Here is a 12,360-nt window from a genome sequence, read left to right on the forward strand (position 1 = left end):
TGGAGAGATGAATTAGCAGAAAAAATTCGGGAAGATTTAGGCATTAACTATGAACTACAGGCATGGCAATTTGAAAAAGAAATGTCACGATTTATAACGACTGATTTAGACAAGTTATTCGCAAAACGTACTAGATTGGAAAGGGATGCTTATTTTGCGGATAGTACGACGTCTATCAGAAAAGAAATTGATCGTTTAGATGCACAAATACTGGAGTACATAGAAAAAGCCCCTGAACAAAGTCAGGAGCGCTTGAATGATAGGGCCAGTGGTGGAGAGGGCTATTCACAGCATGATGCTGTAGGCAGTGCCGAACCTGAAGCTGAATTATCAGCAACCTTTGAGCAAACTGTTGCCAGTCACCCGACATCACCCTATCGTTACTTACATTTTAGCACAACTTTTGAGGAAGTGCAACGAAGACAATCGAAATACCATCCAATTACATCTGATGATTTGAAAAGAATGAATCAGTACGCTGGTTCTATTCAGAAATCATCTCAATGGTATTTAGAGGAATTAGCGAATAGTAAAATCTATTATTTCTATTCCAATAATGGAGAGGTGAGTTTGCTAGATGTTAATTTTAAACGAGAAAACTTTTTACACTTAACAGGAATCAGGCCAGTTGTTCCAGGTAGAAATGCTGGAGATTTTGTAGTCGATTTTGCTGAGGGAAGGGGAGACTATAATCAAATACTGGTTAGTAATAGTCTAAAAGAAAAATTACAAGTTATTCCTATGTTAGAGGATATTCTTGATCCTAAATCGTTTGTTTTGGATAACTTAGATGAAGTAAGAATTGCACAACGACTTAACTTTTCAGAAGCTATTAAGAGTAAAGACGAGGATTTCTTACTTCTTTTCAAAGATATAGGAGATGAACGTGTCCCTGCATCTCTCATGAAAATTAAGAGAGATCTAAGAGTTGATGTAGAGAAAACTAAGGAAAAAGTTATTCTTGGTGTTTTCCGTGAACGTGATGGCCATATTGAACAGTTATCTATCAATGAGGATTATGTCAAGGATAGAGGTAATGAGTTGCAAACCATTTTGAAAGATGGTTTGTTTGAAGAAATCAAGCCTGATACAACTAAAGAAATTGAACAAACAACGCCAGAGAACACACTGAATAGCCCCCTACTTGATTCAGCCACCTTTACTCAAGTCCTAGATACTGTCTATAATTTAGGTGTTCCAAATGACATCTCAAAAACTCCAGAAGAATTTCATCAAGCCTGGAATCAGTATCTTGACTATGCGAAACAGTACAATGATGAATTTGATCAGATTGTTGCTGCGGCTGTAGAAGATCATCTTTTAGATACAAATTCAGACTTTTATAAAGAGTGGAAACAAGATCATATCTATAAGGAAAACTACCATGTACGCCTTCAATGGGCTGAGGAACGCCCAGAAGGCCCTATATTGCCATTTAAAGAGACAGATCTGATATCTTATCAAGACTTTGCTAGAGAGCTTTACAAGGCCAATCAGAGCTTCTATCAGCTACATCAGGAAGGGCAAAAACAAGTGACTGGTGATCATCCAGAAGCCTATATCTCTCCAACTAAGATCCAGTTTAGTATCTACGCTCCCGATGGTGAACTGATTCAGGATGGTATCCGTTACAATATTGGTGAGGAGATTAACCCCATCGCTCAAAAAGAAAGACTTGGAACACGAGAAATGAGGGAATACCCAGAGTTGATAAAGCTAGATGGGGCATTATTCAATCAGTATCATCTGGAGAGATTGGCGAGTGAGTTAGATATTTCTCAGTTCAGTTACGCTTTGGAAGATACTCCTTATGCAGATCGACTTTTATCTCAAGTACCTTACGGAGTGTTAGAAAATAGTCCAATTGGTTTTTCGGATAGCAGTCATGATAGTCGTCTAGGATTTATTTCTTTTGATGGAATGGATAGTGTTGAGGTTGAAAATCTATCTGCTTGGTTTGAGAAGTTGGGAGTTAAGGATTCTCCAATGGAACAAGTAGCTCTTGTGGAAAAATGGCAAAATGAAATTAAAGAATTATCGGAAAAAGTTGAACAAACTATTGTCAACGTTCGAGATGAATTTGAAAAAACACAAGTCAAAGATTCGCAAAATACACCAGATAATACATACGAAAAAATTTATCAGTATAACCGAAAAGATGAGAGGGATCGTGATTTGGATGGTGATGGTATTTCCAACTCCGATGAGATGTTGCAAGGAACAGATCCATACAATGCTACTTCTAACCTTCATAAAATGCAGGAAGATAGAGAAAGAAGGACAGATGCTGAGGTGGCTGCAGGAACTGTTATAACCGAAGCAATTGCTACTAAAACTTCAGAACCAACCATTTCCCAGTTAGTCGCAAATAAAGATACAAAAGCTTTAGCTGAACACTTGAAAGAAGGAATGAAGAACTACTTGGATTCAGAACAGTTTAAATCATTCTTGGATGCGATGAGTAAGTTTCACAACTACTCACTCAACAATATTCATTTGCTGAAGATGCAAAATCCTAATGTTTCTCAAGTTGCTAGTTTCAATAAATGGAAAACAGATTTTGACAGAACAGTTAAAAAGGGTTCAAAAGCTCTGAAGATTTGGGTTCCTTACCAAGTGAAAACAAGCACCCCTGTTCATCAAAAAGAGTTAGACTTTACTCCAGCTGAAAATGAAATGGAACAGAAGGAAATCATCGTTACTCGATTCAAGTTAGGAAATGTCTTTGACGTATCTCAAACAGAAGGAAAAGAATTGCCAAAAGCAATTAATGAATTAACTGGAGATGTTAAAGATTATGAAGATTTGTACCGAGCAGCCAAAGCTGTTTCAATGGATAATCAGGTTCCTATCAGTTTTGAAGAAATTAAAAGAGAGAGCACAAATGGTTATTACTCTCCAGATGAAAATCGAATTGTTATTTCAAAAGGATTAAAGGGTCAAGAACAGATTTTAAAAACCATTTTTCATGAAATGGCTCATGCAGATTTACATAGAGGAAGCAATGCCCAATATGGGGACGACCAATATCGTAAGCAAGAATTACAAGCTGAAAGTGTCGCTTATGTCGTGGCTAATCATTTTGGTTTTGATACGAGTAGCTACAGTTTTGGCTATTTGGCTATTTGGGCGAAAGATAAAAATGGTTTTGAAGATATGGTAGAACAACTGCAGGTTGTTCAGAAGGAAGCAAAAAGTTTGATTGATCGGATGGATGCTAAGTTAGAATTAGTGAAAAATAAAACTGTGACGAAAGATAAGTTTGCAGATAAACTGAAACAGGCAAAAGAAAAATCTGAGCAGTTAGGTAGTCAAAAGGCGGAGGCTGTAATGCAGGTGGAAGAAAAAAAGTCCCTGAGCAGCCCTCAATAATGGAGGCACTAACTCGTCGGAAGAAAAACAAAAAAGGAGAAACGGAAGATGATTGAACATCTAAAACAAGAAACTTTTGATCTTTTAATGGAGATATTTTTTGAGGATGAGGCTACAGATTCGCCAAAAGTGAATGAAGTCAATCAGCACATTTCACGTAAAGAATGCCTCTATATTCTTCGTAGAGATATGCGAATTAAAACAACCTATGAACTAGAAGAAGTAGAAATGTATCCCATTGCACTTAAAGAAATCGAGGAAATGAGTGACGAAAGATTTGAGCAACTTAGAGATGAAATCTTAAAAATGAACTTGATTGATGGGATGGATTTTCTCTTGGAAACTTTAAAAGTTTAATCAAACTTTTCTCCTCGAAATAATTAAATTCCTGCTTGCAGGGATTAGGGGATTGGGGATTTCCCCAAAAATTTAAAAAGTCAAGAATGGTCAGGGGTAACACCCTGACTATCTTTGACCTTTTTAAAAACAGCATTTGGGTACCCAAGTGCTATGCTTGCCAGAAGAAAAGGGGCCTGAGGCCCTCAAGAGAAAATAGCAGAAGAGAGGTGAAGATTTTTTGAAAAATAAAGAAAAAAGAAAACGAATGATTCAGAAAAAAATTCGTTTAACGGAAGAAGAGGCACGATTTATTTCAACTAAAGTTGCAGAATCTGGAATGCCAAATTTTAATACCTTTGCTCGAATCCTATTGATTATGGGAGAAGTAAATATTTTAAAATTTGAAGAATTGAAAGAGTTACGTAAGGAAATAAATCGGATAGGTGTCAATATTAATCAGGTCGCAAAAAAAGTAAACGAAGATAATCAGGCTAGTCTAAATGAATTGAGTCAGATTCTTGAATTGCAGAAACATTTGAAAGATACAGTCAGCCAATTTATCCAAAAACAGGAAAATCAAACAAAGGAACAAGAGCGATGGTTGTAACAAAGGTTCTTCAGATAAAAGGAGTTGCTTCTTTAGGACGATCTACAAAATATATTGAGGATGAAGCAAAGACGGTCGAGCTGACTGATACAAAAAGTTTAAATAATGCTTTACGCTATATCGAGAATCCAACTAAAACGAGTTTCTTAGAACAAGATGAACAGTTTGAATTTCCAGCAGTGGTTAAAGATGGCCGAGTAGTCAAGCAACTTGTATCTACTTATGGAATTACAGATGCGAGTACAGCGACAGAAGAATTTCTTTTGACAAAAAAGAACGCTGCTCAACGAGCAGGGACAAAAGAGCTATCGGATATTCAAAATCCGAACCGAGTGTTGGCTCATCATATCATCCAATCATTTTCACCAGAAGATGATTTAAGTCCACAAGAAATTCATGAGATTGGTCGAAAAACGATTCTAGAATTAACTGGCGGACAACATGAATTTGTCATAGCGACTCACATGGATAAGGGGCACATTCACAATCACATCATTTTTAATTCCACTAATTCTGTTACATTAAAAAAGTTTCGTTGGCAGAAAGGAACGAAAAAAAGTTTAGAGAATATTTCAGATAAGTATGCGGATTTAGCTGGAGCTAAAATTCTCAAAGAGAGATTATGGACTAATCGAAAAACGTATCATGCTTACCGAAAGAAAAATTCATTTCGTTATGAAATTAAATCTCGTTTAGATTTCCTTTTAAAACATTCAAGCTCCTTAGAAGATTTCAAGTCTAAGGCACGAGCTTTAAATCTGATAGTTGATACTTCAGGAAAGGAAATAAAGTATCGTCTGACTGACCAAGATCAAACCAGAAATGTTCGGGATCGCACTTTGTCAAAAAAAGGAAATTATTCGTTGGAGAAAATTTCTGAAAGAGTAGTTGGTAACGAGGTGACCTTCTCTGTCAATGAAATTAAATCTGAATATGAAAAAATGGTGGCGGAACGAGAAGATGATTTTGAAATGAGAATCACAGTTGAAGAATGGCAGGTGATGGAGGAAACAAAAAATGGGATCTATCTTGAAATGGAATTTGGGATTAGAAATAAGGGAACCATTCTGATACCTGCTCATCAGATTGAAAAAGCAGAAGATGGCTCTTATGAAATTTTTATCAGAAAAAATGACTTCTACTATTTTGTTAATCCTGAACACGCTGATAAGAATCGGTACATGAAGGGAGAAACAGTCGCTTCCCAGTTGTCGTATGATAATGGAGAAATGGTTATCCGAAAAAATCCGAAAATCTCTAGTTTGGATCAGCTTGTTCGTGAATATAATTATCTATCCTCTCATGGAGTGACAGAAGGACAGCAATTTGATGAATTGCTAAATCGTTTTGAAGAGGAACTAGAAGAAGTAGATAATTTGCTTGATAAATTAGATCAACGCTTGGGTGATCTTAATAAAATTCAGTCTGCATTTCTTGCGCTGGAATCAAATAATCCTCAAGAAGTGAAACTAGCTATTTCCATTTTGAAAGATTTGAGAGTAGATCCTAGTACTCGTAAAACTGAGATTGATAAACTTATTAAAGAAGCGACCTTTGAGCGCCAGGCTTTGTATCAGCGAGTAGAAGTAATTACAAAAGATTATAAGTTACATCAAGACATTGAGAAAAATGTGGAACAGCGTAAGGAAATAGAAACTTCATTGTAAAAAAATAATTATAAATATAATTATAAACATATTGACAAATATAATTATAATGGTATAATAGAAGTATAGAAAAAGAGAAGGAGAAATAGAATGAAGATTATCACATTTGCCGCTATCAAAGGTGGTGTTGGGAAAACAACTTTAACTTTTAATTATGCTGAATGGCTTGCCAAGAAAGGTCATAAAGTGCTTTTGATTGATCTAGATCATCAGTGTAATTTGACTCAGTGTTACAATATCTATGAGAGCAAGAATACAATTGCTAATGCTTTTAAAGGTGGCGATGTGGATATTAAGCAAGTCAAGGAAAATATCAGTCTAATTCCAGGATCGGTTCAACTTGACACTGTAGAACGAGATCTTGAGAACAGCGATAAGAAAAATATGTTACTTTATCTTTGGCTAGAGGATAACTACGAAAAGAAGAAGTTGAATCAGTTTGACTATATCTTGATTGATTGTAGACCAGACTTTGCGACAGCTACAAAAAATGCTGTTGCAGTCAGTCACGCTATTATTAGTCCATTGACTCCTTCAGAGTTTGGTTATAATGCCAAATTCAATCTATCAACTCGGTTAGAAGCATTCAGAAAGGATGTAATTGACTATCGTACAAGAGAATCATACATTACTGCTGAATTATATTTCTTAGCAAATATGATCCGACCAAACTACGGATCATCAAGAGAATTACTGGAAGCTCTGGGACTTGAAGCCAAAGAAAAGGGAACAGATAACCTTCTAGGAATTGTACCAGCAAAAGAGTTATTCAATCATTCCACGATTGATAAGATCTCTATTGCAGATATGAAAGAGAATCCTGAGGTTTATCAAAAACACAAAAAGTTTTTCACTGAGCTGGAGCAGACTTTTTCAAAAATTTATGATACAATATAATTATATTTATAAACACAAATACAATTATAAACATAATTAGAAGGAGATTGTTATGGCATTCACACCAAAAGAAAAAGAGATTTCGCAGATTATCGAAGCAACCCACCAACCTGAGCAGATTTCAGAGGTAGCCAACTTTGAAAGTTTTGAACGCAAAAAGCAATTCCAGTTTACATTAAAACCAAGTAATCGGAAAAAATTAGATGAGATTGCTAAAGAAGCCGGAGCAAAGTCTGCATCAGATTATCTTGATAGGTGGCTAGAAAGTTTACAATAAAAAAACAGATATAAATAAATATATCTGTTTGCTACGAGGAGAAATTATGGATTTAATCACGAGACTCTTAGCAGAGAGAGAAGGAAAAGTGCATGGTGGTATTTATGATATCACACAGAAACGCTTTGCTTATAATTCTAACCGGATTGAAGGAAGTCGTCTGACAGAAGAGCAGACTAGCTTAATTTATGAGACAAAGACGATCGCAAATATTGATGCAAAAGGAATCAAAATTGATGATTTGGTAGAAATGAATAATCATTTTAAATGTTTTGATTATATCTTAGATACCGTTAACGAGCCACTGACAGAGGACTATATTAAAACACTGCATCGTATTCTAAAAAGTGGCACCAGTTCTGAGCATAACCCGATAGCTCCAGTTGGTCGTTATAAAGTATTGCAAAATGAGGTAGGAAAAATTGCGACAGCTTCTGTTGAACAGACTGAAGATGAGATGCTTTCTTTACTGATTGGCTATGATTTGAAAAAACAAAAAGATTTGAATTACTTAACAAGCTTTCATGCACAATTTGAAAGAATTCATCCTTTCGCAGATGGCAATGGTCGAATAGGTCGATTGCTCTTGTATAAACAATGCTTAAAAGAAGGGCTTACCCCTTTTATTGTAGATGATATTAATAAGGCGACTTATTATTCAGCGCTTGAAGCATTTCAGGTTCATGATAACAGATATCCATTATTTGATTATTTTCGATCTGAGCAACTTTTTTATATGAATTATCTTAAAAATAAAGGATTTGAAGGAGCTATCAACGATGAGAAAAAGGGTGACTTCATAAAAAAGTCAGATAAATTCTAAGAAAAGGTGCAACAGTTTAAGCAAAAGGCAGAAGAAAATCATCATCAAAAAAGCCAATTCAGAGAAGAAATGGGTTTATATTTATAAATACAAATATAACTATAAACGTAATTATAAACATAATTATAATTACGTTTTGCATTTATTTTAACTTACTGCTTTTGTTGTTAAATGAGTCATATTAGTTATGAGATGATATTACTGTTAACTACCTAAAGGTCTGGTTTAATACCAGGCTTTTATCTTTTCTGACAAAAAACATTTGAACTCTCGAACTAAAATATTTATACTTTTTTATTATGATTTTAGTTGGGAGTGTTTTTATTTTGGATACAAAAATTATTGATGAAAGAGAATTTGTAGAGAAATTTAAGAAGAAAAATCTACAAGGATTTCATAAATTTGTAAGTGACTATGACAACTATATTGCTCCCACAATGAGAGCTAGAGGTTACAAATTTGTAAACTATGCTGAGAGAACCGTTACATTTACGTTTGGTCAGGTAACTTTTTCAAGAAGGCGCTGGTATAAGAATGGGAAATGTAGGATTCCAGTAGATGAAAAGTTAGGTCTGGAGAAACGTATTGCTTATTCCAAAGAATTGCTGTATCAGATCACCAAGCTAGCTACAATGTTACCGTATCGAAAAGTTGTGGAAGTTATTGAACTTATGTACCAGGTTTATATTACTAAAGACACAGTGTTAAAAGCAATTAAACTAGCAAGTCAGTTGTTAAATGAAAAAGAAGATTATCGTTACTATAGTGATGAGGTAGTTGTCAAGAAAATTGAGGCACCTGTCATTTATCTTGAAGGAGATGGTGTTTGGATAAAGGTCAGTGGAAGAGAAAAAGAACAACAGAATAAAGAATTATCTCATTTTGTCATTCATACCGGAACGGAGGAGTATGGAAAGAGGAAAATTTTAAAAGATAAGGTGGAAATTGTGTCTCCCAATAATCGAATAGCAAGGAAAAGAGTAGTAGATTATATTTATAATCATTTTAAAATTACGTCAGATACTCTACTTGTGACTAATTCAGATATGGGGCACGGATATACTCCACATTTATTTAAAGAGATATCAAAAGATCTAGGAATTAAGCACCATCAACATTTTTGGGATAGGTACCATCTAAACAAAGAAATAAAAAAGTTGGTCAAACCGTATTCCGAAGAGCTACTAGATCAATTTATGAAAGCCATAGATAGCCACTGCAAGCAGAAACTGAAAACAGCTATTGATACACTAGAATCATTCGTCCTGCTTAATCAGAACGAAAAGAAGATTGATACTTTTAAGGTTTTTAAGAATAGAATTCTTGGTAATTTTAAATATACGCAACCTCCTGAGCAGAGGAATCTAGAAACAGCAAGTTTAGGAATTATGGAAAGCCAGCATCGGAAAATCAGTTATCGGATGAAAAATAGAGGAATGTATTGGTCATTAAATCATGCAGATGCTATGTCCCATCTTATTTTGTTGTCTTACAATCAAGAACTCCGAGATTTATTTTTTGGTAATTGGAGAAATGAATATGAAAAATACCATTCAGAAGGAATGAGCAGTGCAAAAGTACGCAAAAAGATCGATCAAGCTCCAAGAAGTTTAGGAACGATTGTAAATGCTTCTTGGAAGGGCCGAAAACAGAGAGACAAACAACGTTTTGCAGGGAAAAAAATCAATAAATGAGATGTTATAAACTCAGTAAACTCTTGACTTATAGTAGTAAAAATTGTATAATAACCTTATCAATAAAAAAAAGAGGCACGCAGCAACGTACCTCTCATAAAGATAAACAATTGGCTCTTGTTTATCAGTAAGATTAATACTATCAGAAATTTTAGTAGATGTCAAGGCTGAGCAAGTAAAATTGTTTAGCCTTGTTTTTACATTTCCGTTTTTGATGTATTTTTTTACTACCTCAAAAAAATAGACACAAACTTCTGCTATAAATTTCTTTACTTTTTTGTGGAAATTTGGTAAACTGTATCTTGTGCGTAATGGACGCACAAAAATACAGTTTATCCGCTGAGGAAGGTTCCTCAAGATTGACAAAGATAGGAGAATAAAATGAATCCATTAATCCAAAGCTTGACTGAAGGTCAACTTCGTACAGATATTCCATCATTCCGTCCTGGTGACACTGTTCGTGTACACGCGAAAGTTGTCGAAGGTAACCGTGAACGTGTTCAGATTTTTGAAGGTGTTGTTATCGCACGTAAAGGTGCTGGCATCTCAGAAAACTACACAGTTCGTAAAATCTCTAACGGTGTAGGTGTTGAGCGTATCTTCCCAATCCACACTCCACGTGTTGAAAAAATCGAAGTTGTTCGTTACGGTAAAGTACGTCGTGCGAAATTGTACTACTTGCGTGCTCTTCAAGGTAAAGCAGCTCGTATCAAAGAAATCCGTCGTTAATTCGACTAAAAAACTCTGCTTTTCAGCAGAGTTTTTATCTAGCTCCCTTAGTTCAATGGATATAACAACTCCCTCCTAAGGAGTAGTTGCTGGTTCGATTCCAGCAGGGGGCATTTTTAGTAATGTAAAGAAGCGTAAAGAATATTCAAAGTGTTTGTTTATGGGCAATCATCACAATTTAATTTTTTAAAATAGGTTAGTATTTTTGGAATCTTTGACCAAAGTGTGACCAAAATTTGACCAAAAGTCAATAAATATAGAATAAAGTAGATCAGGAAGCTGATCTATTTTATTTTGTAGTTATTGAGAAAAAAAGTGGTTTGTTTTAATTTGACTATCATACACATAATGCGTATAATAGTAAGTGTAAGGAGGTAACAATAATATATGCCACTTACAGGTAAAGAAATGGTGAAACTAGCTCTTGAGAATGGATGGGTTGAAGTTCGTCAAAGAGGAAGTCATCATCATTTTAAGAAAGAGGGTTTTTCTTATCTTGTCACGATTCCAGTTCATGGAAATGAAGATTTAGGAAAGGGATTGGAGAGAAAGATTCTCAAAGATTTAGGATTGTAATTTTTACTTTCCTAAGTCTTTTTACATCAGAGGTAGTAGAATGTTGGGGGTAGTAGAATGTTAAAAACGTATCCAGCTATTTTTCATAAAGAAGGAACAGGATATTGGGTAGAATTTCCAGAATTTGGTGGTGGTACAGAAGGAAAAAATATCGAAGAAGCGATGAAAAATGCTCGAGAAATGCTTGAAAATGTTTTAGCTTCTTATATCGATGAAGGGATGGCGTTGCCTACTCCAAGTGATATTTTAAAGATTGAAGTTTCAGATGGTTTTGTATCAATGATTCAAGTTGATCCTGCGCCTTTTGTGAGAAGTAACAAGGCGATTAGAAAGAACGTGACCGTTCCTGAATGGCTAGTTCGTCTTGCTGATCGAGAAAAGATTAACTATTCAGAAGTTTTGGCACAAGCATTAGAGCAGAAGTTGCAAGTTTAAATTTAAAGACTGTATTTATTAGGGAATAAGTTTGATATGTATTGGTAAAAGTGATACAATAGATATACAAGAAGAAAAGGAGAAATGCTATGTCACAAATTGCTGTAAGAGTAGATGATGAGTTGAAAAAAGAAGCGACTGCAATTTTTAATGAGTTGGGGTTGGATATGTCAACTGCTGTGAAGTTATTTTTAAAACAGAGTGTGTTGACAAGAAGTATTCCTTTTGATGTTAAACTTGATTCTGAGTAAGCTGAAATAAAAGTATGGCTATATATGATACAAAGGGGTTTAGTTATGGTTTATACAATAGATCAGATAAAGGAAAAAATTGTCCCTGTTGCTAAACAATATGATTTATCTAAAATTTATCTATTTGGCTCTTATGCTAGGGGTGAAGCTGATGGAAAAAGTGATGTTGATATTGCTTTGGAGTTAGAGGATGATTCGATATATTTTGATGTATATGGTAGGCTTTTAACTATTTTTGATGGTAATATAGATATTTTATTGGTTAGTGATTTACTTTCTCCCAAGACGAATATTGGGAAGTTAGTTAAGAAAAATTTTTTGAATGATAGAGAGGTTATTTATGAGAAGTCAATCTCTTGAAACTGATATAGCGTATTTGAAGGATATGGTTTTATATCTTGATAAGGCTGTTGCTGTTTTGGATAAAGCAAGAAGATATAATTTACCTTTAGATGATGATATGGTAGTTGATTCTATTGCTATGAATTTAGGACAAGTAGGAGAACAGTTATCCTTAGGAAAATTATCAGAGGAAGTAAAACAGAAGTATTCAGATAGGATAAATTGGATTCAGATAAAAGGTTTTAGAAATTTTATTTATCATAATTATTCCAACTTAAATTTTAAAATTGTAGAGGGTATATTGAAGGAATCTGTTCCCAAAACGAAAGAATCTTTATACTCGATTATAAT

14 protein-coding genes and 1 tRNA gene are annotated in these 12,360 nt (G+C 34.6%); all 15 read left to right on the forward strand.

Annotated elements, in window-relative coordinates:
• Positions 1–3,372, forward strand: a 3,372-nt coding sequence (locus D8787_RS11530) for a PBECR4 domain-containing protein (RefSeq protein WP_185776803.1), incomplete at its 5' end; no start/stop codon positions are given.
• A gap of 48 nt (positions 3,373–3,420) precedes the next feature.
• Positions 3,421–3,729: a hypothetical protein gene (locus D8787_RS10185; protein WP_125423509.1), complete on the forward strand. Its 309-nt coding sequence runs from the start codon at positions 3,421–3,423 to the stop codon at positions 3,727–3,729.
• Between the two features lie 220 nt (positions 3,730–3,949).
• Positions 3,950–4,318, forward strand: a complete 369-nt coding sequence (locus tag D8787_RS10190) for a plasmid mobilization protein (protein ID WP_125423512.1) — start codon at positions 3,950–3,952, stop codon at positions 4,316–4,318.
• Complete coding sequence (locus tag D8787_RS10195) at positions 4,309–5,985, forward strand: helical hairpin domain-containing protein (RefSeq protein WP_125423515.1); 1,677 nt, start codon at positions 4,309–4,311, stop codon at positions 5,983–5,985. Before D8787_RS10190 ends, D8787_RS10195 begins: the two co-directional genes overlap by 10 nt.
• Before the next feature lie 90 nt (positions 5,986–6,075).
• Positions 6,076–6,882: a ParA family protein gene (locus D8787_RS10200; protein ID WP_125423518.1), complete on the forward strand. Its 807-nt coding sequence runs from the start codon at positions 6,076–6,078 to the stop codon at positions 6,880–6,882.
• Positions 6,883–6,934: 52 nt separating this feature from the next.
• Positions 6,935–7,159 carry a hypothetical protein gene (locus D8787_RS10205; protein WP_125423521.1) on the forward strand — a complete coding sequence of 75 codons (225 nt, stop codon included), beginning with the start codon at positions 6,935–6,937 and terminating at the stop codon, positions 7,157–7,159.
• 46 nt (positions 7,160–7,205) lie between these two features.
• Positions 7,206–7,982, forward strand: coding sequence for a Fic family protein (locus D8787_RS10210; RefSeq protein ID WP_125423526.1), 777 nt, complete (start codon positions 7,206–7,208; stop codon positions 7,980–7,982).
• Between the two features lie 326 nt (positions 7,983–8,308).
• On the forward strand, positions 8,309–9,676 hold the full coding sequence (locus D8787_RS10215) for an ISLre2 family transposase (RefSeq protein WP_125423529.1): 1,368 nt from the start codon (positions 8,309–8,311) through the stop codon (positions 9,674–9,676).
• 381 nt (positions 9,677–10,057) lie between these two features.
• Positions 10,058–10,405 (forward strand): 50S ribosomal protein L19, encoded by a 348-nt coding sequence (gene rplS, locus D8787_RS10220; RefSeq protein ID WP_001068670.1) that lies wholly within the window; start codon positions 10,058–10,060, stop codon positions 10,403–10,405.
• Between the two features lie 41 nt (positions 10,406–10,446).
• Positions 10,447–10,518: transfer RNA gene (locus D8787_RS10225), tRNA-Arg, on the forward strand.
• Between the two features lie 274 nt (positions 10,519–10,792).
• Entirely contained in the window at positions 10,793–10,981 is a 189-nt protein-coding gene (locus D8787_RS10230; protein WP_001131503.1) for a type II toxin-antitoxin system HicA family toxin, read from the forward strand.
• Positions 10,982–11,038: 57 nt separating this feature from the next.
• Positions 11,039–11,416, forward strand: a complete 378-nt coding sequence (locus tag D8787_RS10235) for a type II toxin-antitoxin system HicB family antitoxin (RefSeq protein ID WP_000921491.1) — start codon at positions 11,039–11,041, stop codon at positions 11,414–11,416.
• A gap of 89 nt (positions 11,417–11,505) precedes the next feature.
• The gene (locus tag D8787_RS10240; protein ID WP_000077978.1) at positions 11,506–11,667 is read left to right on the forward strand and encodes a type II toxin-antitoxin system RelB/DinJ family antitoxin; all 162 of its coding nucleotides are present in this window, start codon (positions 11,506–11,508) and stop codon (positions 11,665–11,667) included.
• 45 nt (positions 11,668–11,712) lie between these two features.
• Positions 11,713–12,027, forward strand: a complete 315-nt coding sequence (locus D8787_RS10245) for a nucleotidyltransferase family protein (RefSeq protein WP_000263130.1) — start codon at positions 11,713–11,715, stop codon at positions 12,025–12,027.
• A partial coding sequence (locus D8787_RS10250; protein WP_125423533.1) for a DUF86 domain-containing protein occupies positions 12,008–12,360 on the forward strand: 353 nt, incomplete at its 3' end. The genes D8787_RS10245 and D8787_RS10250, both read left to right, overlap by 20 nt.

Source organism: Streptococcus mitis (assembly GCF_003944325.1).
GTDB classification, from domain to species: domain Bacteria; phylum Bacillota; class Bacilli; order Lactobacillales; family Streptococcaceae; genus Streptococcus; species Streptococcus mitis_CW.

Bases quoted from the DNA above. Each gene is read 5' to 3' on its own strand.
- D8787_RS10185 (WP_125423509.1), top strand. From the start codon at position 3,421: ATGATTGAACATCTAAAACAAGAAACTTTTGATCTTTTAATGGAGATA.
- D8787_RS10195 (WP_125423515.1), top strand. From the start codon at position 4,309: ATGGTTGTAACAAAGGTTCTTCAGATAAAAGGAGTTGCTTCTTTAGGA.
- D8787_RS10200 (WP_125423518.1), top strand. From the start codon at position 6,076: ATGAAGATTATCACATTTGCCGCTATCAAAGGTGGTGTTGGGAAAACA.
- D8787_RS10205 (WP_125423521.1), top strand. From the start codon at position 6,935: ATGGCATTCACACCAAAAGAAAAAGAGATTTCGCAGATTATCGAAGCA.
- D8787_RS10210 (WP_125423526.1), top strand. From the start codon at position 7,206: ATGGATTTAATCACGAGACTCTTAGCAGAGAGAGAAGGAAAAGTGCAT.
- rplS (WP_001068670.1), top strand. From the start codon at position 10,058: ATGAATCCATTAATCCAAAGCTTGACTGAAGGTCAACTTCGTACAGAT.
- D8787_RS10230 (WP_001131503.1), top strand. From the start codon at position 10,793: ATGCCACTTACAGGTAAAGAAATGGTGAAACTAGCTCTTGAGAATGGA.
- D8787_RS10235 (WP_000921491.1), top strand. From the start codon at position 11,039: ATGTTAAAAACGTATCCAGCTATTTTTCATAAAGAAGGAACAGGATAT.
- D8787_RS10240 (WP_000077978.1), top strand. From the start codon at position 11,506: ATGTCACAAATTGCTGTAAGAGTAGATGATGAGTTGAAAAAAGAAGCG.
- D8787_RS10245 (WP_000263130.1), top strand. From the start codon at position 11,713: ATGGTTTATACAATAGATCAGATAAAGGAAAAAATTGTCCCTGTTGCT.